Origin of the sequence: Emticicia sp. SJ17W-69 (genome assembly GCF_051209875.1) — a bacterium.
Classification (GTDB): domain Bacteria; phylum Bacteroidota; class Bacteroidia; order Cytophagales; family Spirosomataceae; genus Emticicia.
Genome location: NZ_JBNTQY010000001.1, coordinates 151,959 through 178,892 on the forward strand (window position 1 = coordinate 151,959; position 26,934 = coordinate 178,892).

General features: G+C 35.1%; 21 protein-coding genes. 8 read left to right on the forward strand and 13 right to left on the reverse strand.

Annotation, left to right across the window (positions count from 1 at the left end; translation table 11 throughout):
• Positions 1-134: 134 nt before the first annotated feature.
• The 3 genes from ACQUQZ_RS00650 to pth all read right to left on the reverse strand — a co-directional run bounded on the left by ACQUQZ_RS00650 (position 135) and on the right by pth (position 2,125).
• The gene (locus ACQUQZ_RS00650) at positions 135-674 is read right to left on the reverse strand and encodes a hypothetical protein (RefSeq protein WP_435352647.1); all 540 of its coding nucleotides are present in this window, start codon (positions 672-674) and stop codon (positions 135-137) included.
• Positions 675-863: 189 nt separating this feature from the next.
• Complete coding sequence (locus ACQUQZ_RS00655; RefSeq protein ID WP_435352648.1) at positions 864-1,325, reverse strand: hypothetical protein; 462 nt, start codon at positions 1,323-1,325, stop codon at positions 864-866.
• Between the two features lie 239 nt (positions 1,326-1,564).
• Positions 1,565-2,125, reverse strand: coding sequence for an aminoacyl-tRNA hydrolase (gene pth, locus ACQUQZ_RS00660; protein WP_435352650.1), 561 nt, complete (start codon positions 2,123-2,125; stop codon positions 1,565-1,567).
• A 282-nt stretch (positions 2,126-2,407) separates the two neighbouring features.
• On the opposite strand from pth, the gene pyrR reads away from it, so the two are divergent.
• The 3 genes from pyrR to ACQUQZ_RS00675 all read left to right on the forward strand — a co-directional run bounded on the left by pyrR (position 2,408) and on the right by ACQUQZ_RS00675 (position 5,888).
• Complete coding sequence (gene pyrR / locus ACQUQZ_RS00665) at positions 2,408-2,941, forward strand: bifunctional pyr operon transcriptional regulator/uracil phosphoribosyltransferase PyrR (protein WP_435352652.1); 534 nt, start codon at positions 2,408-2,410, stop codon at positions 2,939-2,941.
• Positions 2,942-3,051: 110 nt separating this feature from the next.
• A complete protein-coding gene (locus ACQUQZ_RS00670) occupies positions 3,052-4,926 on the forward strand; it encodes a glycosyltransferase family 39 protein (protein ID WP_435352653.1) in 1,875 nt (624 codons plus the stop codon).
• A 104-nt stretch (positions 4,927-5,030) separates the two neighbouring features.
• The gene (locus ACQUQZ_RS00675) at positions 5,031-5,888 is read left to right on the forward strand and encodes a TraB/GumN family protein (RefSeq protein ID WP_435352655.1); all 858 of its coding nucleotides are present in this window, start codon (positions 5,031-5,033) and stop codon (positions 5,886-5,888) included.
• Positions 5,889-5,891: 3 nt separating this feature from the next.
• Here the strand turns inward: ACQUQZ_RS00675 and ACQUQZ_RS00680 are convergent, their stop codons facing one another.
• From ACQUQZ_RS00680 to ACQUQZ_RS00695, 4 genes are all read right to left on the reverse strand, one after another.
• Positions 5,892-6,983: an aminotransferase class I/II-fold pyridoxal phosphate-dependent enzyme gene (locus ACQUQZ_RS00680; protein ID WP_435352656.1), complete on the reverse strand. Its 1,092-nt coding sequence runs from the start codon at positions 6,981-6,983 to the stop codon at positions 5,892-5,894.
• Positions 6,984-6,992: 9 nt separating this feature from the next.
• Positions 6,993-8,198 (reverse strand): MFS transporter, encoded by a 1,206-nt coding sequence (locus ACQUQZ_RS00685; RefSeq protein ID WP_435352658.1) that lies wholly within the window; start codon positions 8,196-8,198, stop codon positions 6,993-6,995.
• 37 nt (positions 8,199-8,235) lie between these two features.
• The gene (locus ACQUQZ_RS00690; protein WP_435352659.1) at positions 8,236-9,525 is read right to left on the reverse strand and encodes an NAD(P)-binding domain-containing protein; all 1,290 of its coding nucleotides are present in this window, start codon (positions 9,523-9,525) and stop codon (positions 8,236-8,238) included.
• Between the two features lie 63 nt (positions 9,526-9,588).
• Positions 9,589-10,443 (reverse strand): SGNH/GDSL hydrolase family protein, encoded by an 855-nt coding sequence (locus tag ACQUQZ_RS00695; protein WP_435352660.1) that lies wholly within the window; start codon positions 10,441-10,443, stop codon positions 9,589-9,591.
• Positions 10,444-10,677: 234 nt separating this feature from the next.
• On the opposite strand from ACQUQZ_RS00695, the gene ACQUQZ_RS00700 reads away from it, so the two are divergent.
• Both ACQUQZ_RS00700 and ACQUQZ_RS00705 read left to right on the forward strand, forming a co-directional pair.
• Positions 10,678-12,582, forward strand: coding sequence for a sensor histidine kinase (locus tag ACQUQZ_RS00700; RefSeq protein ID WP_435352661.1), 1,905 nt, complete (start codon positions 10,678-10,680; stop codon positions 12,580-12,582).
• Positions 12,583-12,624: 42 nt separating this feature from the next.
• Positions 12,625-13,323 (forward strand): response regulator transcription factor, encoded by a 699-nt coding sequence (locus tag ACQUQZ_RS00705; protein ID WP_435352663.1) that lies wholly within the window; start codon positions 12,625-12,627, stop codon positions 13,321-13,323.
• A gap of 67 nt (positions 13,324-13,390) precedes the next feature.
• Here the strand turns inward: ACQUQZ_RS00705 and ACQUQZ_RS00710 are convergent, their stop codons facing one another.
• Positions 13,391-13,861 carry a DUF4293 domain-containing protein gene (locus ACQUQZ_RS00710; protein ID WP_435352664.1) on the reverse strand — a complete coding sequence of 157 codons (471 nt, stop codon included), beginning with the start codon at positions 13,859-13,861 and terminating at the stop codon, positions 13,391-13,393.
• 82 nt (positions 13,862-13,943) lie between these two features.
• Positions 13,944-14,447, reverse strand: coding sequence for a cupin domain-containing protein (locus tag ACQUQZ_RS00715; protein ID WP_435352666.1), 504 nt, complete (start codon positions 14,445-14,447; stop codon positions 13,944-13,946).
• Positions 14,448-14,627: 180 nt separating this feature from the next.
• Between ACQUQZ_RS00715 and gldG the strand changes: the two genes are divergently transcribed.
• On the forward strand, positions 14,628-16,301 hold the full coding sequence (gldG, locus tag ACQUQZ_RS00720) for a gliding motility-associated ABC transporter substrate-binding protein GldG (RefSeq protein ID WP_435352667.1): 1,674 nt from the start codon (positions 14,628-14,630) through the stop codon (positions 16,299-16,301).
• A 154-nt stretch (positions 16,302-16,455) separates the two neighbouring features.
• Here the strand turns inward: gldG and ACQUQZ_RS00725 are convergent, their stop codons facing one another.
• The 4 genes from ACQUQZ_RS00725 to ACQUQZ_RS00740 form a co-directional block, all read right to left on the reverse strand.
• Positions 16,456-17,442: a Gfo/Idh/MocA family protein gene (locus ACQUQZ_RS00725; RefSeq protein ID WP_435352668.1), complete on the reverse strand. Its 987-nt coding sequence runs from the start codon at positions 17,440-17,442 to the stop codon at positions 16,456-16,458.
• Positions 17,443-17,488: 46 nt separating this feature from the next.
• Entirely contained in the window at positions 17,489-19,363 is a 1,875-nt protein-coding gene (locus ACQUQZ_RS00730) for a T9SS type A sorting domain-containing protein (protein ID WP_435352669.1), read from the reverse strand.
• Between the two features lie 235 nt (positions 19,364-19,598).
• Complete coding sequence (locus ACQUQZ_RS00735) at positions 19,599-20,831, reverse strand: isocitrate dehydrogenase (NADP(+)) (protein ID WP_435352670.1); 1,233 nt, start codon at positions 20,829-20,831, stop codon at positions 19,599-19,601.
• A 337-nt stretch (positions 20,832-21,168) separates the two neighbouring features.
• On the reverse strand, positions 21,169-24,549 hold the full coding sequence (locus tag ACQUQZ_RS00740; protein ID WP_435352671.1) for a carboxypeptidase-like regulatory domain-containing protein: 3,381 nt from the start codon (positions 24,547-24,549) through the stop codon (positions 21,169-21,171).
• 131 nt (positions 24,550-24,680) lie between these two features.
• On the opposite strand from ACQUQZ_RS00740, the gene ACQUQZ_RS00745 reads away from it, so the two are divergent.
• Positions 24,681-25,730, forward strand: coding sequence for a DUF3089 domain-containing protein (locus ACQUQZ_RS00745; protein WP_435352673.1), 1,050 nt, complete (start codon positions 24,681-24,683; stop codon positions 25,728-25,730).
• A gap of 106 nt (positions 25,731-25,836) precedes the next feature.
• The gene (locus ACQUQZ_RS00750) at positions 25,837-26,904 is read left to right on the forward strand and encodes a mannose-1-phosphate guanylyltransferase (RefSeq protein ID WP_435357625.1); all 1,068 of its coding nucleotides are present in this window, start codon (positions 25,837-25,839) and stop codon (positions 26,902-26,904) included.
• Positions 26,905-26,934: the final 30 nt, after the last annotated feature.

The following is a 26,934-nucleotide window of genomic DNA, read 5'->3' on the forward strand; positions in this document are numbered from 1 at the left end:
ATATTTTATGATAAGTAGTAAGCGGCATTAACCAATGAAAAATATTATATCAACATTTGACATTAGTCCAAATTAGTCTGATTAAAACCAAATATGTTAGACTATATTATATCGAAAATTAAAAAACTCTTGCATTATTTTCCAACAACTCCTATCATCTTAAAATTTTTTTTCTGCCCAATAAACAATTCTTGCCAGCCTTTAATTTGGTAGTTTTTTAATTGTTTTTTGTCCAAATCCATCGAAAGGTTCTTCTCAGATTTGTATAAATAGTTTGCTACTTGTATCAATGCATCGATATGTTTGGGTGAGTTTTCTTGGTCAAATTCAATTTTCAAAACTTTTACAGGCAAATTTTCTCCCTTTTTTAGCTGATAAACAACTTTGTTTTGGGTACTATCTTTAGTATAGCTCAACTGATACGATTGCTTATTGAGATCAGCTTGCAAGAAAAGCTCCAATTCTTTTTTCCAATCAATATCTTTAGTTTGGATACTTTCAGTTTTTTCTCCAATCAAAAGATTTTTCCATGTAATTGGCTGATTTTTAGATAGTTGAGAGATTTGTTGATTAATAAACCCTGCTAAATCATAGTAATATTTTGGGGTATTTTCATTACTGGATGATTCATTGCATCCAAATAATAATAGGCTAATGAAGAAAAGTTTACGCATGTGAAATAATGTAAAAAAGACAGATAAAATTTGGACGTATTTTATGATAACATTATTCGGTAGGTTTGACGTTCCTATACCCCCTAAAAAAACTTGACCCCACCGCCAGAAGCAGTGGGGTAAGCGTCCATCTATTCAACCCTAACCTATTAAACTATGAAAACTTAATATTCTCTTTAAAATTGAGTCTTATCGACCTAACATTTCGATAACGGCTGGCGTTTCTACTTGTTCAGTTTCAATCGACTCAACGTTTGATTGGTAATTCCACAAAACTTTAATTACAGCGGCGGTTGTTGTTACCTTTTTCTTCCAAACTTTCGCTTCCTCGCCGCGTACTTTATTTAATTTTGCTTCAATACTTTTGACAGCTTCATTGAATGCTTCTTTTTTCTCTGCATTTACCGACATAAACTTAGACGGTGATACATTATATAAAGTAACAATTTCTGTAAAAATATTCCAATCTTCGGTCTTTACAAATTTTTTCGCTTTTTTAGACATAAAGTCTGCGAAATTTACTTCAGCACCTCTTACCAATATTACTTCACTCTTGGCTGAATCACGGTCATTTGCTTTAACAATATTTGCAGAAGTCATGAATGACCCGAATACTAATGCAAATATAACGGTTTTTAATGAATGTTTCATTGTTTTGTTCTATTTTCTTTGTGGATAACGATACAAATGTATAGCAAAAAATAATACAATCCAAATATTGTCTATGGTCGTCAGCCAAATATTGTTCTTAAAAAGTTTCGATATTTTAACATAAATCAAAATATAAGTATGTTTTTAATGTATATTTCCAAATAAAATATGTATAAAAAAAGTGCAACTTATACAATGTTCTAAATTTGATAAAAGTAAAAATTCTTGAAATAATACAATCATTCGTTGTAAAAATTCATTGTTCTCTCTACACCAATTGTGCAAAAATTCAAAATTATTTCGTCAGCACGGTCTAATCTTGCGACCAACTGAATCATTTCGTCTTCATCAAAGGGTTTTAGGACATAATCGACTTGTCGACCACGAGCAAAATCATTACCAATACCAAAGCGTAATCGTGTGTAGTTTTGAGTGCCTAATTTTTCTTCAATATTACGTAAACCATTTTGTCCACCATGCGAACCTTTGGTTTTCATACGTAATTTACCAAATGGCAAGGCCAAATCATCGCAGATAACCAAAAGGTTTTCAACAGGGATTTTCAACGCTTGTAACCAGTAATTGATGGCGTTTCCACTTAGATTCATATAAGTAGTAGGCTTGATACAATAGATTTGTTTGCCTTTATACTTGAATTCACCAATATAGGCGAGCCTCTCCATTTTAAATGAAAACCCTTGTTGAGCAGCAAGACGGTCGAGTGCCATAAAACCTACATTGTGGCGAGTAAAAGCATATTCGGGGCCAATATTACCAAGCCCAGCAATTAAATATTTCATGATTTTAGGAATTAGGTTTTAGATGATAGACATGTCGTTTTTGACTAAAATTGCTGTTTCAATAATTGATAATCAAAGCCGATTGCTGAAAACCTGTTATTTTAAAATAATTTTTTCTGCAAAGTTCTTAATTTTTATGCAATTAGCACATCTATTGCTTAGTTTTACAATTTAAAACTTGAACCAAAGTATTTAGATTTTGAATATACATGGCATTTGCCTCATTCGATTTTAAAGTTGATCGAATCATTCAACAATTTTCATTCAGCATTATTTAGGGTTATGAAACGACTTATTCTTAGCAATCCGCTACTTGACATTACACTCAATCGCTTATGTCAACAGTTGATTGAAAACCATGGTGATTTTACAAATTCAGTCATTTTGGGGCTGCAACCAAGAGGAATTTTCTTGGCAGAGCGTATCACACAAAAATTAAAAGCTGTTACAGGTGTTGATATAAAACTGGGCTATTTGGATGCAACATTTTTTCGAGACGATTTTCGTAGAAGAGATACCCCCCTCAAGCCTAATGAAACTAAAGTTCCTTTTGTAATTGAAAACAAAAAGGTAATTTTAATTGATGATGTATTGGCTACTGGACGAATGGTGCGTGCTGCTATTGATGCCATGCAAGCCTTTGGAAGACCTGAAAAAGTAGAGCTATTATGCCTCATCAATCGTCGTTATGAACGAGATTTACCCATTCAACCCGATTATACAGGTATGAAAGTAAATACGCTCGATACACAGCGAGTCTTGGTAGAGTGGAAAGAACAAGGTCATGAAGAAGATATGATTTGGCTGATTGGCTAAATTTTTTGTACGACGGAGTGCCTACTCCGTCTTTTCGTGTTCTCAGCTAGACGGAGTAGGCACTCCGTCGTACAAAGAAGATACTTTGCTTACTATTAAGTATTTATAAAATGTCAAAACAACATAAACCCACTAAAAATCTTACTTCAAAGCCAACGATTCAACCAAAATCAACAGCAACTGTTTCCTCTGGTATTAATCCAACTATCTTACTTGTGGCTTTGGCTTTTCTCACTTTTATCGCATACATTGGTGCTTTCAAAAATGGTTTTGTTGAATGGGACGACCAGCACTATGTCACAAACAATGGTTTGGTGTTAAATCCTACAGTAGCAAATCTTAAATTGATACTTACTCGCATTGTGGCACTCAACTACCATCCAATTACAATGCTTTCATTGGCGATGAATGTGCTTTTGTTTGGTAAAGGGGCGAGTTCTTTTATCATAACAAATGTTATTATTCATACAATAAATACTTTGTTGGTTTTTAGATTTATTCAAAAACTGACGGATGGAAATAAAATTGTCGCTTTTTTGACTGCTTTGATATTTGGCTTACACCCAATGCACGTAGAATCAGTAGCATGGATTGCCGAACGAAAAGATGTTTTATATGTTTTTTTCTTTTTACTTTCTTGTATAAGTTATTTAAAATTTCGAGAAAATAGTCAAACTAAATGGTTGATAATAAGTTTATTACTGTTTGTTTTTTCATGTTTGTCGAAAGCAATGGCAGTGCCTTTACCAATCGTTTTGTTACTGATTGATTATTGGAAAGGAAGAGAATGGCTGTCACCTAAAAATCTTTTAGAAAAAATAAGCTTTTTTGCTATAGCTTTGATTTTTGGTTTAATTTCTGTCAATGTACAAGCAGGCGGTGATTTCTACGGCTTACTAACAATGGAACAAAAGAATCAGGCATTATCAATTCCCCCGTTTTCAGTTTTGGAAAGAATTGCATATCCATTATTTGGCTATTTAAAATATCATTTAATGGCAATTTTGCCTTTTGGCTTGTCGAATTTACATCCTTATCCGGTCTCTGGAAGTGCAACTAATCCAAAATATTTTTTAGCAATTGCTTTTTTTATGGCTTCCATAGCCGTAATGCTTTGGTCTTATCGTCGTAAAAGATATATTTTCTTTGGTTGGGGTTTCTTCTTGGCAACAATCATTTTGGTATTACAATTTTTATCAGTTGGAAAGGCCTTTATGGCCGAACGATATGCCTATTTGCCATATATTGGCTTATTTTTCATGATTTTTTATGGATTGGACGAATACCTCAAAAAACCAACACTTTTATTAATTATAGGTAGTACTTTTGGTATTTTTTGCATGTTTCTAACTACGCAACAAATCAAAATTTGGAAAGATAATTTTAGCCTTTGGAGCAATGCTTACAAAAATTACCCCAACGATAATAGTATTTTAGAATCAATGGCCGATGAATATGGCCGACAAGGACAGTTTGATAAAGTACAAGAATTTGGAGAAAAAGCATTAGCGATAAATACAAACAGCTATCATACGTATGAAATTTTGGCGAATGTTTATGCTTTAAAAAAAGATATTAGTCGCTCGCTGCAAATGTATGATAAAGCTATTTCGCTTGATTCTACCGTTGGAAATGTTTATTATAATCGTGGTGTTACACTTGTCGAAATTAATCCTGAAAAAGCTATTGAGGATTATAATAAGTCAATGTCTTTGCCATCGCATGATAAACTTTATAAAATCAGAGGCTCACGAGCCTACGCCTTTCTTAAAATGAAAAGATTTAAGGAAGCAATTGAAGATTATACGTATGTGATTGAAAATACAGACGGAAATCCTGGTTCGTATTACGCCGATAGGGGTATTGCAAAATTTAATTTACAAGACAAAGCTGGGGCAATTGCCGACCTCAAACAAGCGGTTGCACTTGACCCAAGCAATCAAATAGCACAAGAAAATTTGAGCTTGATTTTGAATGCAAAATAAAAGTTTAATCGCTTTATAGTCAATTAGATACATTTGGATTTGAGTGTATTGAACTTGTGGCATGGTTGTTGAGAAAGTGTATTTATCACGCTTTCGATACATCTATGAAAAAGATATGCTGTTATCTCATATTTTGTTTGCTGCCATTGTTGTCGCTGGGACAAGAGCCAAATGAAAAAACTCTTTTATGGGAAATTTCAGGGAATGGCTTGCAAAAGTCATCTTATCTATATGGTACAATTCATGTCATTTGTCCCGATGATTTAAAAATATCAGCTACTACGAAAACAGCCTTTAATAAGACCGAACAATTATATCTTGAATTAGATTTAGATGATCCTGAGCTTTCTGCCCAAATGCAACGCTCAATGGCAAGCAATACACATTTAAAGAATCTTCTAAAAGCCAATGATTACGAACAATTAGCAAGTTTTTTCAAAGATCGTACGGGCTATTCGATTGATATGTTGGGTATGATTAAGCCTTTTTATTTGCTATCATATACTTATTCTCCAATGATTGGTTGCAATCAACCGATTTCTGTTGAAAAGCATTTTGTGGAAATGGCATATAAGCAAAATAAAAATATTTTTGGTTTAGAAACACTACAAGACCAATTATCAGTTTTTGAGAAGATTTCTCAACGCAAACAGGCAGATATGCTATTAGGTTACATCAAAGATTTTGAAAAAATGCAAGAGTCTTTTCAAGTGATGTTGAAAGAATATAAAGAGGAAAATATAAACGCCTTGGTAAAATCTTCATCAAATGCTTACTCAGAACGTTATGAATACCTATTGCTTGATAGAAGAAATAAATATTGGGTAAAGAAAATACCTAAAATTAGTCAGGAAAAATCTACTTTTTTTGCTGTGGGTGCAGCTCATTTAGCTGGAGAGAGGGGAGTTATTAATCTACTCCGTCAAAAAGGTTACACTGTTACAGCGGTCATAAATGAGTAATTATTAATCTTTATTTGGAATAAATTCTTTACATTTATCAGCTAAAAAATCAATTTGCTCTTCTTTGTGCCAAGCACTCAATACAATTCTGGTATTGGGTTTTCCTGTTTTTATCGGGTAGGCGAAACTATAAATAAATATACCCTCATCGAATAAAAAGTTATACAAATCATCTTTTAAAGTATAATAAACTGGGTAGTTAGGAAGATAGTGAAAGAGCTGATTATCGGAATTATTCCCAACCACACCCATTTGTGAGTTAAATCGGTGAATATTTGACCGTAATTTTATCAAATTTCTTTCGTAAATTTTGTCCGCATACATATACGCATACAAATATGCTGGAGCAATGGGTGAGCATGATGCAAAAAAAGCTGTATGTCGCAATGCTTCAATAAAATCATAATCACTACAAACTACACCGCCCGCAATGCCCATTGCCTTATGTAGTGAACTGACAACCACTAATCTAACATTTGAGGTATTAACTATTTGCTGAAATATCCCTGAGCCATTTTTACCTGTAATTCCCAAGCCATGTGAATCATCAATGATTAATGTAATTGCCTGACTGATAGGTAGTTGAGCCACCCAATCAAAGTGATAAGGACTTAATTTGAGGGCATCGCAAGAATTACAAACGATTACTGAATGTGGAGCATTTTTCTCGAAAATTTGTTGCCTGATTGTTGTGGCCCATGCTTCAAAACTAAGATTTGGAAGAGTGATATTAGGTTCATGAAAATTGGCTGAGTGGCTGTGTGGTGCATAAAAAAAAGTAGCATTTTGTGTTTTTAAATATTGTGCAACAACTTGCCCCGCCAGCATTCCCGATGATGTTGTAAGTGCTTTTTCAGCTCCAACCCAGCGAGCCATTTTTTCTTCGGCTTGATCGTAAATATCTAATTGTAAATTACCGTTACGTGAACTGCCAAACGACATTCCGTAGTGATTCATTCCCTCAATTATAAGCTTTTTGAAGTCTTCGTCTTGATTCATACCTAAATAAGAAGTACCACTAAAAAAATGATATTCTTTACTATCAAGCAAGATTTTATTGGATGGTAATTGGTTGATTATAAACTCGTTAGGCATTATAAAGTACTATTCTGTAAATTGTAAATCACGATTGTAATTTTCTGTTATTTGATTGATTGCCCACAAAGCTATACCAAAAATAATAACATCTAAAGTAAGTAAAGTATAAAGGTAATTATTAAAAACTGCTTTATCGAATATGGGAATAAGAATCGAAAAAATAACGACCGAAGATCGACCAATACCAAACACTAATGTAGTTGCCAATGCCCTATAATTAGTACCAAATTGCTCCATTGTGATTGTCAATAATTCAAAAATATAAGAAGCAAAAAGACCAATAGCAACATTTAGTATTGGGATAATATAAGGTAATTTAAAACTATTTAAGGCAAAAATAGTTGAGCAAATCATCATAGAGATAATACAAATGGTTACAGTTTTTTTTCGACTTTTTAGGTATTTACTCAAAAAAGATAGACCTATAAACCCCAAAAAAGAACCGATTGAAAAATAGACAATCATCGTACTACCATCGAATACCAAATTGTATTTTTTTATGATAAAGGTGCCAATAAAAATAGAGCCTGCAGTGATCAAATAAGTAGGTAAAATGCTCAAAATTAGGTATTTGAATTTTTTGTTTTTTAAAAGATGGAAGATGCTTACTTTATTTTTATCTTCATTTTTTATTGCTAAAAAAATATCAGACTCAAAAGTGCCAAAACGAAATAACATGATAAGAAAACTGATGATTCCACCTACTAAATATAGATTTCTCCAATAAAAATGACGTGCTAATGCTGCTACTAAAAACATACCCAAAAAGCCCATTAAAGCAATGAAAAGTACAGCAATACTACGTTTTTCTTGAGGGAATATTTCACTGATTAGTACTAAACCAATACCAAGTTCAGCAGCAAGTCCCAAACCAACGATAAATCTAAAACCAACAAAAATATAATAATTGTGAGAAAGGCCGCCGGCCAAAGTTCCGATTGAATAGACAAAAACAGAGGTGAAAAGTAAAAATAATCTCCCTTTTTTATCGGCCATCATACCAAAAACTACGGCTCCAATTAAAATACCTAAATGCTGAAAAAATAAAATATTCGCATTTGCCTTAATAAGTTCGACTTTACTGAAGCCAAATTCGATCAAAGGGCTGTCTTTCAGGACGTAGGGTAAATTTACGGTGAATACATTCGATAAATATGCTAAACCAGCAGTAATTAAGGTTAAATATTTAGGTGGTATTTGGGACGTGGTCACTTTAATTATAGATTTTTAGTGTTTAGTGATATGCAACTTATCGATTCATTTCCTTCTCAATGCTTTCTTTATAGGTAAAAAAGTCAACTTGTAGCGTATGTCGGGGTGATTGTTTGTAACGTTTGATTAACTTTTGTTTGTCTTCTTCAATTGATTGGAGCATGGTTTCTTTAGATGGCAATTTACTTTCGCCTTTGATGATTTTAGCAATCCATTTTGCTTGGATTTCGGCTAAAGGCATAATTGCACCCAATGGCTGAATCAGTGCTAAAAAAAACAAGTTTTTATAATCAGGATGAATTACTTTTTTATACAAACGTATATCATTCGACTCTTCTACATCAAATGTTGAATACTGTTTGAGAAAAGGAAATGTAACTTTATAACCTGTAGCGTAAATAATTATATCAAAATTTTGCTCTGTGTTATCTTCAAAAACTACCGTTTTTCCACGAAATTCTTTGATATTTGGCTTAAATTTTATCAAACCACGTCCCGCAAGATTCAATAAATCTTGCGACAGTGTAGGGTGTTCACTCAATACTGGGCGATTAGGTTTGGGCACACCATAATCTTCTTGTTTACCACGAGCCAACCAAAGTGTTGCATTTAGCAAAGAACGTTGTAACCAAAGTGGCAATTTTGCTGTCAGCGGATTGGCCAAATTATCGAAAGGTATACTCCAAATCCAATTGGGTGTAATATACGCTCCACTTCGAGTCGAAATGACCACTTTTCCAGTATGTAGCCGAGCTGCTTCACATGCAATATCAACTGCTGAATTCCCAATTCCAACAACCAAAACATCTTTGTTTTGAACCTGCTCAGCCTCTCTATAATAATGTGAATGCAAAATCTCACCAGTAAACTCTCCCTTAAAAGCAGGACTCGGTAAGCGGGGATTCCAATGATGACCATTGGCTACAATAACGTATTGATAATCAAATGTTTGTCTATTGTCAAGCGAAACTTTATATGTTCCATCTGCATTTTGTATGACATCAACAACAGAGGTATTAAAAGTAATATTCTCTCTTAATTTGAAATATTCAACATACTTTTCAAAGTATTCGATGATATTTGAATGGTGTGGAAACATCGGGTAATCGTCTGGCATTGGGAAATCGGAATATGCCATTACAACACGGTTTGTATTGATATGCAAACTTCGATAAGCCGACGATAAGCCATTGTCGTTATTGAATCGCCAAACACCACCAATATTTGAGCCTTTTTCAAAACAATCAAACGAAATACCTTTTTCCTTCATGGCTTTTGCCGCTGTAATTCCAGAAGAACCAGCACCAATAATACAAACTTGCTTCATATTTTTATATCTAAATTTCTATAAATAATTCCATGTATGCCACATCTCAAAGATGTAGCACATTTACTCTGAAAGATAAAGGCTGGGTACGGTTGATATGACCAAATCTCGAATCATCCCACCGGCAATTGAATTTTGATGTAAATTATCGGGAGTTAGTTGAAAACCGTGTTTTGTGGTTATTTCGTCCCAAGTTTTGCCTAATAAATAATAGCTGATAACCGAAAAATTGAGCAATTCATAGGTTTTTTCAAAATGATATTTCAGCGGTTTTTGGTTTTTAAGTAAAAATTCCTTTTGTTTTTCACGTAAAGGAATGTAGCTTACTTGCTCGTTTGTTGCCAATTGCTTAATAAAAGCACTATATTTATCAGCTCGAAGATTAGCTTCATGAGCTAAATCTTCGCCCATTACAGGTAATGACATGATCGCAATTTTTGCTTTTGTCTTTTGTTTAAGTTGATGAATAATTTCAGTATAATTTTTCTGGAAATCTTCAAAATTTGGAGAAATATCCTTGCCAATTCTACCTAATTGCTGATAACGCTTTTCCATTTTGATGTGCATTGTTGAGTTCACATCATTCGTTCCTATTAAAATTGCTATAAAATCTGGTTTACAGGCTATTACATCATCTATTCGGCGAAGTAAAGTATAAGTTAAATCAGAGTTGATTCCAGCATTAAATATTTGATAATCAAGTAATTGTAAACTTAAATCATTCACCCAATTATAGCTTACATTGCCATGTGTATTGCTGTCACCAAAGCAAACAAGCACCTTTTTTGAATGGTCTATTTGTTGTCGATTTTTCTCATTAGGATAGTTTTCGGGAATATGTGCAGAAACTTTTCGATAAAGCCAAACATAAGTAGCCCCCAAGATGAGTAATAAACATAATAAAAGGGCTATAATCATGATTTTATAGATTAAGGTTTTGTTGAGAAGTTGTAAAGTTAGTAAATTGTTTGGTGTTAAAAAGTGTTAAATAAGGCATAATTTAGATTTTATGGCGTTATTTTCGTGGAAGAATTAAAGTTTGCGGTGGGCGGCGTTCCACTTTGCAACACTCAGATTTATTTACAAGTTTTCAAATTTTCAAAATAGAAAGTAATAATCCTGTCTGTCTTGAAAATCTTTAAAAATCCTGTCATGAATTTCCGTAATATTATCATTGTCATGTTGCTTGCTTTGATTGGTTTGATCGCCTTTCAATGGTATTGGATTGAAAATGCTATTTCAGTCAAAAAAGAGCAGTTTGATCGTGATGTAAATGATGCTTTGCAATCAACAGTCAAGCAAATTGAAAAACAAGAGGTAATGTTTTTGGCAAATCAGCAAATGAAGGCTCAAGAACAAAAACGCCTTTTAGCTATTACAAAACATCAAAATCAGAAAAAAAGAAATAGGAAATTCCAAATTCAAGATGCAACTCAGACATCTTTGAGTGATGTTTTGGCAAATGTTGAGCCCCAAGAAAGTGAACAAGCACAAGTCATTCGTTTACCACAAAGATTTAAAAATCAAAGTATTACGATTGCACCATCGGATATTTTCTTAGCCGAACCTGTTTTTGAAATCCCAACAAGGCAGATGGATTTGATTAGAGAAATGTTAGAAGAGCAAAACTTAGCTTGGGATGAATTGAATCAACCCACTCGTTCTTTGTTGATGCGTCAGCGTAGTGTTGAAGATTTGATTCAGGCAATCAATCATCAAGTTGTTCAACTTAGTCGAGCAAGACCAAGCCGACCAAGCAATAATATGCAGTTAAAAGTTGATAACGAAAATGGCATCGTCACATATAATTATTCCTTTGAAAATAATCAGGCTGCCGATTCGCTAAATTTATTTACGAAGAAAAACAATAAAATAGACCGAGCCATAGAAATGCCTCGAAAAAGACAAGAACACAATATTCAAACAAGTTATGAGCGTACCCAAAATAAGGCGGAATTAGTGAGAAATGTTTTTAGTGATGTTATTCAAGGCAGCCGAGATATTTATGAACGTCTCGACCGACAAACGTTAGATACTTTGTTAAAAAAAGAATTACGGAGTAGAGGTATCACGATCCCTTATCAATATGGCGTAAAGAATGGCTCGAATATGATTTTTTCATCGTTTGCGGTCAATTATAGCCCTGAATTATTGAAAAAAGCTCATAAAATGCTCCTTTTTCCGAATGATTTACAGCCACAAAGTCATTTTTTATATGTTTATTTTCCAAATACACAAGACTTTATTTTGCGGAATATGTGGACGGTTTTTTTGAGTTCCATTCTACTAATTTTGATGATTGGTGGGGTGTTTTATAGCTCGGTAAGCACCATGTTGAAACAAAAAAATCTGGCAAATATCAAGAATGATTTCATCAATAACATGACGCACGAATTCAAAACTCCAATCTCAACGATTTCGTTGGCGGTGGAAGTGATGAAAGATAGCGAAGTGAAAAAAGATGGCAATAAAATGAATCGTTATTTGAATATCATTCAAGATGAAAACCGCCGATTGGGTACACAAGTTGAGAAGGTGCTACAAATGGCTTTGCTCGATAAAGGAGAGGTAAAACTGCGTTTGGGAAGTGTAGATGTGCATGAAACAATTGAGCAAGTATTGACAAATTTAAGTGTGCAAATCGAACAAAAAAACGGTATTGTCAATCTTGAATTAGAGGCAGAAAACCCAGCAATTGAAGCGGATGAAGTGCATTTGACCAACATTATTTATAACTTACTCGACAACGCCAATAAATATTCGCCCGAAAATCCAGAAATAACTATTCGCACCGAAAATGTAGATAACTTGTTGAAAATCAGCATTGCTGATAAAGGAATTGGCATGACAAAAGAGCAAATTTCTCGTATTTTTGAACGTTTTTATAGGGTTCCAACAGGAAATTTGCACGATGTAAAAGGCTTTGGCTTGGGGTTAAGTTATGTCAAGAAAATGGTTGAATCACACAACGGACAAATTTTTGTCGAAAGTAAATTAGGCGAAGGAAGTAAATTTGAAATTATATTTACACGTAGAGACGCATTGCATGCGTCTTAATTGCATGCGTCTAAAATTGCATGTGTCTGAAACAAGAAAAAAATGGCAAAAATCCTTTTAACAGAAGATGACCCAAATTTGGGAATGTTGCTACAAGAATATTTGGAAGCAAAAGGTTTTACGACCGATTTGGCCAAAAATGGCGATGAAGGTATCAAGTTTTTCTTAGAAAAAGGCGGCTATGATATGTGTATTTTTGATGTGATGATGCCAAAAAAAGATGGTTTTTCGCTAGCAAAAGAGATAAGAATGAAGGATAAAGAGATTCCGATTATCTTTCTCACAGCCAAATCAATGAAAGAGGACACGATTCAGGGCTTTAAGGTTGGAGCTGATGATTATATCACTAAGCCATTCAGCATGGAAGAATTATTGATGCGTATGAAAGCGATTTTGCGTAGAATCAATAAGCAAGAACCTGATAATCAGGTGCATAACTTCCAAATTGGGGCTTATGAATTTGATGCCCAAACCAATAGTTTGAGTATCAATCATTTGGGCGGCACTCCGATACAAAATAAACTCACGACCAAAGAATCAGAGTTGTTGAAACTACTTTGTCAAAATAAAAATCAGTCGGTTAGTAGAAGTTTGGCATTAAAACTTATTTGGGGCGATGATAGCTATTTCAACGCTCGCAGCATGGATGTTTATATTACAAAACTAAGAAAACACCTCAAAGAAGACCCAAATTTGCAAATTATGAATATGCACGGAGAGGGTTTTAAGTTGATTTGTTAGAGTTTCAAACTAACGTCCAGAGTTATAAACTCTGGACGTTAAAAACCTTGACTATTGACAGCACTAATTATCTCATTCTATCGGCATCTTTAACCTTCTTCTCATCATTACGAATAAGGCGATTAGCTACCCAATTAAGCACCAAAGCCACGAATACCCCCCAGAAACTAATACCAAAATTACCTTGGTCTTCTGGAGCGAAAAGTTTGTTAGCATCAAATTGAATATGATAAACCGTTGCACCCAATAAACCTGCTCCAATAAGTGAATTGAGAGCAACAAAAAGCATTTGACGAACTCGGTTTTTATATTGGAAAATAGTGAAAACCGCTAAGCCTGCCGAAAGAATCGCCATTAAAGCTAAATAATAAACTGGTTTATTTTCAGCAACCAAGCTACCTTTCATGTGCGTAAGATAATACGGACTGAGAGAAACTGACTCACCAACACCTACTTTATGCCAAGTTTGAGTAGCTAAAAAGAAAACCATGCAAACCGCAACGAGTAGCAATAATAAAGATTGAGGACGTTGTAACATTTCTATAAAAATTTAAAATTGATTGCAAAAATACAAATTCTATCATTCAGTTCCACAGTGCCACTCATTCATTCATTCAAAATTATTCATGCGTAAGCATTTCAATGATTACATGATGCTGAGGAAATGCTTGCAAAAGCATTTGTCGGGTAGGCATTTCAAAATCAGCAAAATCAAATCCTGGAGCAACTGTACAACCAACCAACGAATAAGTATTATCTAAAGTAGGTTTGCTCCCAAACCAAACTCCTGCAGGTACAACTGCTTGAAAAACTTCACCATTTTCGGGATTATTACCAAGCCGTATTGTTTGCATAACTCCTTGATTATCAATATAGTATATGTTTAGAGCATCTCCAGCATAAAAATGCCACATTTCGTCTGATTGTATGCGATGAAAGGCAGAAAAATGATGACTTTCTAATAAAAAATAAATACCAGTACTGTAATTTCTATCGCCTGAAAAGCGTTTATGAAGAGAGTTTTGTGCAATAATTTCTGTCGAACGATAAGTTTCAGCAAAGTAACCTCCTTCGGGATGATTTTGCATTTTTAACTTTTCGACCCAATATTTGGCAGGAAACATAGAAAAATGAAGTATAAATAAATGTAAAGTCTTATTTTTGAGCAAAATTACTGGAAATTCTTGGCTGTTAGCGATTAGCACTTAGCTTTTAGCAAAAAAGGAATCTTAAAAGATTATAAATTACTATTTTTAAAGCTAATCGCTAAAAGCTAACAGCTAAAAGCATTGCAAAATAAATAAATGAAAAATAAATTTGTCGTAACCCTGCTCGTCATTGGTGGAATTGTCCTGTTGAATGTTTTAGCTTCTTTTGTTTTTTTTCGTCTCGACCTCACCGAAGAAAAACGCTATTCGATTTCTGATGCAACAAAATCTTTGCTTGAAAATTTGGCAGAAAAAGATTCAAGTGATGTTTTTGTGAAAGTTTATCTGGATGGCGATGAACTTCCTGGTGGTTTTGAACGTCTCAAACGTGCCGTTACCGAAACACTCGAAGAGTTTAAGGTTTATGGCGGAACAAACATTAATTATAAATTCATCAATCCAAATGCCGAAACTGACTCAAAAAAACGTGAAGAATTTTATGTAGAGTTAGCAAAAAAAGGCATGAATCCCACTCGAATTGTTGACAATAAAAATGGAAGGCAAGTCGAAACGATAATTTTCCCTTATGCATTGGTAAGTGTGTCAGGGAAAGAAGTTCCAGTTTTGTTACTGAAAGGCACACAAGGAAAAACCGCCGAGGAAAAACTGAACCAATCGTATGAAAATGTGGAGTATGAATTGGCAACGGCCATTAGAAAATTGACTTTGCATGAACGTAAAAAAATTGGACTTTTGGCAGAGTTTACCAAATTAAAACCGCTTAATTTTTCTGATTTAATTGCTTCACTACAAGAGCGTTATGATTTATTTATCATTGACGCTAAAAGCTCACCAACTTTTCAGGGGCTTGATGCAATGATTTTACCAAAACCTGATTTTCCAGTAGATGATAGTACCAAATATAAAATCGACCAGTTTGTGATGAGTGGTGGACGAATGTTATTTTTTGTTGATGGATTAAAAGTCGATTCTGTTGGTTTAGAAGGAAATTATGCTCAGCCTTTAGAATTAAATTTGACCGATTTATTGTTTAAATACGGAGTTCGGGTAAATTCAAATATCATTAAAGATGCAGGAAGCTGTGCCATGATTCCAATGGTGGTTGGCGATATGGGCGATAAGCCAAATATTCAACCAATCCCTTATCGTTATTTTCCATTGATCAATAATTTTGGTAAAAGCTTGATAACCAACAATATAGACTTGGTTTTTAGTCGTTATGTTGCCTCTATCGACACAGTGAGAGCAGATGGAGTTGTAAAAACACCATTATTAATGACGACGCCTTATACCAAAGTATTGAATGCCCCTGCCTTTGTCACTTTCAATGAAGCTCGTACAGAGGCCGACCAAGCCGAATACCAAGGCGGTGTGAAAACGATAGCTTATTTATTAGAAGGCAAATTCCAATCATTGTTTAAAAACCGTTTGTTGCCAAACGATCCAAAATTTGCCGATTTCAAGTCAGAAAGCTTGCCAACAAAAATTATTGTTTGCTCTGATGGTGATTTGATTGTCAATGAAGTAAGTCAAAAAACAGGTAATCCCTTGCCTTTGGGTTATGATAAAATCTCAAAACATACATTTGGTAACAAAGATTTTATGCTCAATGCCGTTGACTATTTAATTGATGAAAATGGCGTGATACAAGCACGTGGGAAAGAAGTAAAACTACGTCCACTTGATAAACTTCGCAGCCGTGACGAGCGAACTTTCTGGCAAGTATTAAACATCGGTTTACCTGTTGGCTTGGTGCTTGTTTTTGGTTTTATTCTGCAATGGTGGAGAAAAAGAGAATATGGCGTTTAGTTTGGAATGTCGAATTTGGAATGACGAGTTATGACGGGGTCGCTTATGTGATGGCAAGCTAAGAATTATTGTTTTTGAAATACATAAGTATTTGATAATCAATATTTTTAAAAATTAGCATTCCTAACTCGTCATTCTAAATTCGTAATTATTTTTAGTCAATTCCCTCGTAAATAATCCCAGCTTTTTGACGAATTTCGTCTAATAAGCTAATTAGTTTTACACTCATGGAAAGCGGCATTTTGTCGCTTTCTTTTTTGCCTTCTCGTAAACAATTATTTACCTCCTCAATCTCAAAATTATACCCAAAAGTTTTTCGAGGGAAATTATAATTGACAGGCTTTTTATCAGTTTCATAAAGTGTAATTTTCTTCGCTTCCATAAAACGACCGCTAATATGGATATGTCCATTTTCGCCATAAATTATTGCTTCGGTACGAGTTCGGGCGTTCAAAGTACAGTTCAAAACTGCGGTTGCTTCGTTTTTGTACCCCAATACAAAGCTAGTTGTTTGGTCAATTCCAGTTTCCCCAAAATTACTAACAGCTTGAATATAAGTAGGATAACCTAAAAGAAGTAGGCTTAAGTAAGCAGGATAAATACCTATATCAAGCAAAGCACCACCACCAAGATTTGGATTTAATAACCTTTTTTCGGGAAGTTGTGGAGCCACAAACCCAAAATCAGCTTGAATGGTTTTAATTTTTCCAATGCGTCCTTCGGCTATTAAGTCTAACGATTTATTGATGGCTGGAATAAATCGAGTCCACATAGCTTCCATCAGAAAGGTGTCGTTTTCACGAGCAGCCTCTACCATTTTTTGAACTTGTTTCAAGTTCATGGCAAACGGTTTTTCACACAAAACAGGCATTTGATGCTTTAAGCACAAAATCGTATTTTCGGCATGAGATGTATGAGGCGTTGCGATATAAATGGCATCCAAATCAGGCGTTTCAAAAATACCTTTATAAGAGTCATAAAAATAAGGAGCTTTGTAGCGTTCGGCAAAATCTTTGGCTCTTTCGAGCGAATTTGAAGCCACAGCATGTAGTTCGGCATTAGCTACAGCAGCTAAATCAGTTGCAAATTTTTCGGCAATTTTGCCAATACCAATGATTCCCCACTTGATATTTTTTTTCATCTTAATTTCGTTTCGATTAGAAAGCGAATTTAAGGAAAAATCCGGTTTATCGAATGATTATTTTTTCAATGATTTTGTTTTCTCCTGAATCTAAAAGAAGAAAATAGATACCCGTATCAGGTGTATTTTTTAAGAAAATCTGAGCTTGATTATTATCCAAAGTTTGAATATCAATTGGAATGGGAAGCCCGATTAAATTGAAGAGTTGAATGCTTTTTGGTAAAGGATGTGTAGTTTTGATAAAAAAAGCTTGTTCTTCAATAGGATTGGGGAAAATTGTTAAAAGCTTCTTTTCAATTTCAGGCTCTGAGGCAAGAATAGAAACATTGACAGTTAGCGTTTTATAAATAACTTCTTGCCCTGCATCATCATAAAATTTTAGTCGATAATAATTTTTACCTAAAATAGGTTTTTGGTCTGTCAAAGAATAGTTTTTTTTTGTTGAGGAAGAAACAGAAGCAGCTACTTGGCCTAAAGGATTAAATTTTATTTGGTCAATACTTCGCTCGACAACAAAGTTTTTTGAACGAGTTTCTGCATTAGACTCCCATGATAATTTCACATATTGCTCGGGTGTGATACTTGCTGAAAAATCTTTCATTTGCACTGCCAATGGGCTACCTATTTTGACTGCCCAAAAGTCAGTCCCTCCTTTATTTTCATCTAAATCACCATCAACTGAGTCTGAATTTCCAGCAATAATAAAACCACCATCATTTGTCGGGAAAGCTCCACGAGCAATATCAGAATCTGCCCCACCAAACATTGTATGGCTACTTATTATGCCTGATGTTTCAATATTTACCAGCCACATATCACCAACTGGGCCTTTGGGTTTTACTTTACCAATATCAGAACTGCTTATACCCATGGCAAAAAGTCTTCCATCGTTTGATTTTTTGATGGTATAGAGCCCATCAATTTCGGTACCTCCAGCCAATAGTTTCCATAAAACCTGTCCATTATTTGTAATTTTTACTAAAAACCCATCTTTCTGACCGAAATTACTAATCATATCGCCATTGCTTGAGTTTGTTTCTCCAACAATAATAAAGGCATTATCAACTGTTTCGATTGCTGAAAAAGCTATATCTAAGTTTGTTCCACCTAATGCCTTTTGCCAAATAACATTACCATTTGCATTGATTTTTATGGCATAAAAATCAATAAACCCTTTTCCTGCACCTGCAATTTCGATATTAGAAGCCTCAGTGCCACCAACCATTAAAAAGCCACCGTCAGAGCAGATAATTACTTCATTCATCCAATCATTTTGAGAACTTCCATACGTTTTAGTCCATTGAATTTCTCCAGTGGCATTGAGTTTTGAAATCCAAAAATCCGAGGTATTGATAGGAGTAATACTTGCCCCAAGTATGTAGCCACCATCAGAGGTTGGCTTGATAGTGGGTTTTGAATTGGCATCAGCTTTGGCAAAAGCAGTTTCTCCCGCATTATAACCACTGGCAAAAACTTTTCGCCATTCAATTGATCCATCAGTTTTTAATTTCAGCAAAATTATGCCGCCACGAGTGCCATTTCCTGCTGCATCACCATCGGATGAGTTTGTAGTTGCTACCACTAAGATTGCTTTGTCTTTTGTTTCTAAAACATCGGTAGCAACATCGTCTTTTGTTCCTCCGAATGTTTTTGACCATAAGACTTCACCCCAATTATTCAATTTTACAACCCAAATATCGCTTCCACCAGCACCACTAAATGCTTTTGATGTGGGTACATCTCCTTCTTTATTATTATTGGTTGAACCTACAATCACGTAACCACCATCTGAGGTTGGTGTCGAAGCATACGCAAAATCACTGTTTTTGCCACCTAAACTTTTCTGCCAATGTATGGCCATGTTTTGGGCAAACAAAAATGAAGAAAAAGTTGTGAATATGATTATTAATAAGAACCGCATTTTTTGGAAAAATGATAGCAAATATTTGTCTAAATGAATAATATGAGAAAACATCTGAAACTTAAATTGCTAATAGGAACGTTTGATGGATTTTAGCAAAAATCAAATGAAAGACCAGCATAGTTTTCTGTCAAAATGCCTTTTGTAAAAAATGATAAACAAACTTCGTACCATAAGTAAAAAAAACGCCCCAACCATAATAGTTGAGGCGTAGGGTTTTCATAGGGTTTATTAATTATTTTGCTGCTAATTTGACCTTTAAGTTTTCGTCAATTGCATCTAAGAATTCTTCTGTATAAAGATAATGGTCGCCGTGACTCACTTTATTTCCGTGAATACAAACAGCTAAATCTTTAGTCATTTTACCTGATTCAACTGTTTCAACGCAAACTTGCTCTAAAGCTTGGCAGAAATCAATTAATTCTTGGTTATTATCTAATTTTCCACGGAACTCTAAGCCACGAGTCCAAGCAAAAATAGATGCGATTGGGTTTGTTGAAGTTGGTTTTCCAGCTTGGTGGTCACGGTAGTGGCGAGTTACTGTTCCATGAGCAGCTTCTGCCTCCATTGTTTCGCCGTCTGGTGTAACTAATACCGAAGTCATCAAACCTAAAGAACCAAAACCTTGAGCTACTGAATCAGATTGAACATCACCATCATAATTTTTACAAGCCCAAACAAATGATCCACTCCATTTCAAAGCAGAAGCTACCATGTCGTCAATCAAACGGTGTTCGTAAACGATTCCCGCTGCTTCAAACTTAGCTTTATAGTCAGCTTGATAGATTTCTTCAAAAATATCTTTAAAACGACCATCGTATTTCTTCAAAATGGTATTTTTTGTAGAAAGATAAAGAGGCCATTTTTTGTTTAGTGCTACATTGAAGCATGAGTGAGCAAAACCACGAATAGATTCGTCGGTATTGTACATACCCATTGCTACACCACCACCTTTGTAATTATAGATTTCATATTCTTGTACTGTTCCATCAGCACCTTCATACTTCATTGTTAGTTTACCTGGGCCTTTTACAACGAAATCAGTTGCACGATATTGATCTCCAAAAGCATGACGACCAACGATGATTGGTGAAGTCCAGTTTGAAACTAAACGAGGAACGTTTTGGCAGACGATAGGCTCACGAAAAACAGTACCATCCAAAATATTACGGATTGTCCCATTTGGTGATTTCCACATTTGTTTTAAGTTGAACTCTTTTACACGAGCTTCGTCAGGTGTGATAGTAGCACATTTGATACCTACACCGTATTGTTTGATAGCGTTTGCGGAATCAATGGTTACTTGGTCGTTTGTTTCATCACGATACTCGATTCCAAGGTCATAATATTTTATGTCCAGATCAAGGTAAGGAAGAATCAATTTTTCTTTGATAAAACGCCAAATGATGCGAGTCATTTCATCGCCATCTAATTCAACTACTGGATTTGCAACTTTAATTTTTCCCATTTTTCCAAAAGCTCTCCGCCCCAAAGGAGAGACTAAGTTTTATATTTATATTCATTGTCTTGGGGTTTTTAATGATGAATAATAAAAAGACTAAAAAAGCGAGCGATAATGGATCGGAGTTACCTTTAAAAGTCTCACACTATTTCTTAAATGACATGAATAATTGTTTACAAACACAAAGGTAAGTGTTTTATAGAAATATTCTAAGATTTGGGCAAACAAAAAAAGAGCCTCCAAATGGAAGCTCTTTTCTGACTTAAACCAAAGAAAATTATGAAAATTAATAAAATTGTTTTGGTCAATAATCAATCTATTGACTATCGGTTATTGACACCGATTATTTGTTCAATAATTGGTCGAATGTGAGAGCCACATAATACATTGAGCCCACAGCAGCACTACCAAATGCTTGAATATATGGTTTTCCACCGATGTTAGTACCACCAATTTTGATGATAGATTTCATTGCGGCTAATTTGTAACTTACTTGTGCATCAAAAGTAGTAATTTTTGGTACTGTAGTATTACTAAAGAATCCAATGCCTGAGGTAGTTGGTTGATTGAAACTTGCTTCCCATAAATAAGAATCTTGGTGTCTTAGGTTTACATTGAAACCAAATTTATCACCGCTATTTAAGCGTTTTCCAAAGCTCAAGTTATAACGATTTTTTGGTGTGTTATAACCTGCATACTGCTGCTCAGGACTTGAAGTAAATCCTTTTAAGTTATTTTGAGCAAAATTTACGCCAACATTAAAACCTTTGGTTAAAGAATAATTAGCACTGATCGCAAAACCATTAGCAGTAATTTTTTCTTTTGTATTTGATGGACGAGAATAACCCAAACGAGTTGATGCTCCAGCAGCACCTGATTCGATTGGTAAGCCTGGAGCAGCCGCTGCAATAGGAACAATGATAGATGTTCCTCCAATGAAGTTGGTATATTTACTTGTATAGAAATAAGAGTCAACAAATAATTTTTTAGCAATTAAGCCTTTGTAACCAATTTCATACGATTCGATTTTTTCAGGTACTAAAGGTGTTGATTTGTATTTTGGTAATGCCGCTAATCCATAAGCTGGAGCAACTTGGGCTACTACACCTGGAACATTGGCTGCCAATGCTTTTTTCAATTCAGAATCGAATGCTGGTTGGAAGTTTGCTGCAAGAACACCTGGTAAAGTTGCAGCTACAGCAGGAGCCAAGTTTGTAGCCAAAGCACCAGGTAAAGTAGCTGCTACGCCTGGAGCTAAGTTTGTAGCCAAAGCACCAGGTAAAGTGGCTGCTACGCCTGGAGCTAAGTTTGTAGCTAAAGCACCTGGTAATGCTGCTGTAACACCTGCTTGAATAGCTGCTGCTGCTGCTTCTGCTGCTAGCTGACCTGCTGCAACTGCTGCATTTACTTGTGCTGTAACACCAGCCGTTACTTGTTGAGTAATAGCAGCTGTAACACCAGCTGTTACTTGTTGAGTAATAGCAGCTGTAACACCATCTGTAACTTGTTTAGTAATAGCAGCCGTAACACCAGCCGTTACTTGTTGAGTAATTGCGGCAGTCACACCAGCTGTGATAGCTGGAGTCGCCTGTGCTGTAACCGCTGCTGTAGCATACGCTTGTGCTTTAGCTAAAACATCAGCAGTGATATATTTTGATGGGTTTTTTGAAAAATCAGTTAAAGTAGCTAATGAAATACCACTTCCTAAATTATATCTTGCGTCAAACTCAGGTTGCCCTCCAATCAAAGTTCCTGCCGGAGTTTTCAAATCAATGTATTGGTTTTGTGTCGTTGGAATACGGTAACCAGTTTGATAAGAAATGCGGAAGTTTTGCTCTCCAAATGTTGCCACTGCTGATAATCTTGGTGTATAAAAGCCTTTAAAGTTTTGGCTTTTATCATAACGAATCGAAGCAGATAATTTCAAATGATCGTTAAACAAACTTTTAGCGGCTTGTAAAAATGCACCATATTCATTGATCGGAATAGTACCCGTACGGCCTTCTTTTTTATCAGCAAAAAGCGTTCCGTTAGATGCTAATTGATATTGACGAACGTTAGCTCCTCCTAATAAATCAATAAATTTAATTTGATTTTTAAAATTATAAATACCTTCAGCATGGTAAAGGTTGGTTTTGTCCAAGAATCCACCACCACCATCTACAATTGCAGCATCACGGAATTTATTCAATAATGTAGTATATTCAGCAGTTCCTGGAACAGGCATTCCTTTGTCAGCTACTCCTCTTGCGGCCAAGTGAGCTGCTTCTTCTGATTGCCCTGCACCTCGTGCTGCTGCAAATGCTCCTACGTATTCACCAAACCAAGTAGCGTGCGGTTTGATGCTATTCAACATAGCTACAGCTGCTAAACCCGCTGTATATGATTGTCCTGAACGTTCCTGAGTTGTATAAGCTCTTAATGTAAAGTTATCACCTCTTAGTTCAACTTTAGCTTGTGTCAAATTAAAGTTTCTTAGTGAGTATCTTCCTGTTCCAGTATAAACAGTTGTTCCGTATCCGTAATTAACTTGCCCAACTAATTCTATTTTGTCATTTATACGATAATGAGCAGCCAAATTAGTTTTGAAAGACTTGGTATTATAATCTACCATATCTTTTTCCAAAAAGCCTGTTCTACTAACAGTCGTACTTGGAATTAAACCCAATGCTGCTGATGGTAATAATTTGGCTGCAATCAATCCATTCGCTACGGTAGTCATGTTGGCTTGTACTTCATCACCATAAATGTTCATACCATCATAATCGGTTTTAACTCCTGCTCCTCTGGTACCATTTTGTACACCGCCAGTATTCAAGTTAGTATAGTCGGTTGCTTGCCAATCTTTAGCAGTAATATATGCTAAGTTAACTTTGAATGCAAATTTGTTGTTTTTCGATGCTTTTGCATAACGCATTGAAAAATCTGCCATTGGTGTCGTTGGCTCTGTTCTGTTGCTTGCACTCATTACACCTGTTTTTAAGGTTGCACTTAAACCTTGATACAAGAATGGGCTTTTGCTATTCATCAAAACTAATCCGTTGATTGCATTCGGGCCGTAAAGAGCAGAAGCTGCACCAGGAAGCACCTCAACGCTTTCTACATCTAACTCAGGCATACCAACGATGTTATCAACAGGAAAATTTAAGCCCGGAGCTTGGTTATCCATACCATCAATCATCTGAACAGTACGAGGATTTCCCGTAGCACCAAAACCACGCATATTAATTGATTTGAATAATAAACCTTGTGTAGTCATATCAATTCCTTTCATGTTGGCAAGTGCGTCATAAAAAGATGGTGAAGCTGTTTCACGAATGGTACGAATATCCATTTTTTCAATGGCAGCAGGCGACTTCAACACAGATTCTTCAACTCTTGATGCAGAAACAACAACCTCTTGACCTAAAACAGCTTGCTCTTTCAATGAAATATTGATAGAAGCATTATTTCCAGAAACAGCCATTTCTTGACTTTCGTATCCCACAGAAGATATAAGGAGTGTGAATGGCGGTGCAGATGATACACTAAAAGAAAACTCCCCTTTGGTATTAGTGATGGTTCCTACTACTTTGCCCTTTACTTGAACACTAACACCAATCAGTGGCTCTTTGGTTGAAGCGTCCGTAATTGTTCCAGACACTTTTGTTTGTGCAAAGGAAAGCTGTACAATAAGGAAACAGCAAATTCCAAGCAAACATTTTTTTACGGAAAGTTTGTACATGAGAATATTGGTTAGTGGTTAACAAAACGTAATTTTGTGTCAAACATAGAAAAGAAAATAATAATATGCAAGCATACTATTATTAGTTTGTATTAAAATCTTACAATTTTACCAAAAAATAATTATATACAATGCGAAAGGCGATTTTTCTATCCATTTTTTCTTTAATAGGACTTTTTTCATTAGAAGTGAGAGGACAAAACTCGGTTATTCTTAAAATCCATTTCGATCCATCAAACTCGCCTAAAGCACCTGATTATGGTTTGAATGAGGCTTGGGCAGCATTACCAACCAAAGATGATACCGCAGACAAAACCCCACTGAAATCAAACATTTCTGATAATCAGGCCAATGCAAAAGCAGATGTGTTTTTTTTACACCCCACTACTTTTACTTATGAACCCCAAAATCAGTATATCTGGAATGCAGATGTAGGTGATGCAGAATTAAATCAAAAAACAGATAATTCAACGATTTTGAATCAGGCATCGGCATTCAATGGTTCTGGCAAGATTTATGCACCTCGTTACCGACAAGCACATTATTATAGTTTCCTTACACCCGATGTTGATGACAAGAAACAAGCTTTAGATTTGGCTTATTCAGATATTAAAGCTGCTTTTGAATATTATCTGAAAAATTGGAACCAAGGTCGTCCGATTATAATTGCTTCTCATAGTCAAGGAACAGTTCATGCCAAACGCCTATTAAAAGAATATTTTGATGGGAAGCCGCTTCAGAAACAATTGGTAGAGGCATATTTAATAGGAATTGCCACACAACCTGATACTTTTGAGTATATTAAACCAAGTCAATCGGCAGATGAAATCGGTGGATTTGTTTCTTGGAATACGTTTGCTCGTAATTACACGCCAGAATATTATAAAAATGGACTCAGTACAGCCGTTTGTACCAATCCACTGACTTGGAAATGTAATGAAGATTTTGCTTCTAAAGAACTCAACAAGGGTGGCGTTGGTCTTAAATATACTTTTGTGAAAGAAGCTGCTGACGCACAAAGTCACCAAGGAATGTTATGGATAAACAAACCTTATGTGCGAGGAAGGCTTTTTTTGAAAACAAAAGTTTGGCATATTGCAGATATAAATCTTTTTTGGATGAATATCAGAGAAAACGTAGATTTACGGGTTGAAAAATATTTAGCTACTAATCACCCATAAATCCCAATATATTGGACTTAAAAACGATTTTAAATTCTATCACAAATAAAAAATTAGAAGAATGAAAGAAAATAGCAACAATATAAATACTCCTACTGAAGGAATGATTGACAATAATTATGTAATAATAATGGCTGGTGGAGTTGGAACAAGATTCTGGCCTTTTAGCCGTAGTACAAATCCTAAACAATTTCATGATGTTTTGGGTATTGGAAAAACAATGATTCAACAAACGGTTGAACGTTTTGAAGGTGTTTGCCCTAAAGAAAATATATATATTGTTACGAGTAAAGAGTATTATGACATTACTAAGCAACAATTGCCATACCTCAGCGATGACCAAATCTTACTTGAACCCAATCGCCGCAATACTGCCCCTTGTATTGGTTATGCTTGCTATAAAATTGCTACTCAAAACCCTAATGCCAATATTGTCGTTGCTCCTGCAGATCACATCATTTTAAAAGAAGAAGAGTTTCGTAAAAGAATAAATATTGCCTTACATTTTTCAGCTAAAAATGATGTTTTGGTGACACTCGGTATCAAGCCAACTCGCCCTGATACAGGCTATGGTTATATTCAATTTACAGAATCAGAAGGAGATATTAAGAGAGTACGTACTTTCACCGAAAAACCGAATGCTGAATGGGCAGTAAAGTTTGTTGAAAGTGGTGAGTTTGTATGGAATGCGGGTATTTTTATTTGGAATGTAAATGCCATCAAGAAGTGTTTTGAGGAGTTTTTACCAGAAATGTCTGAGGCATTTGAGGAAATTAAGGGTGATTTTTATACTGAAAGAGAAGAAGAAGCTTTGAATAGAGCCTATCCTCAATGTAAAAATATTTCGATTGATAATGGTGTGATGGAAAGAGCTGAAAATGTATATGTTGTTCTTTCGGATATTGGATGGTCAGATTTAGGAACTTGGAAATCATTATACGAAATTTCTGAAAAAGACGAAAACCAAAATGCCATTGATGGACATGCCATGATTTATGATACCCAAAATTGCATCATTAAAACACCGAGAGAGAGATTGGTTGTTGTAAATGGTTTGGATGGGTATATAGTGGCTGAATTTGATAATGTATTGATGATTTGTAAAAAAGAAGATGAGCAAAAAGTAAAAGAATTTGTGGCTTCGGCAGGAACGAGAGGTAAGGAATTCGTGTAGGCTTTTCAATAGAAAAATAAAATAAAAAAA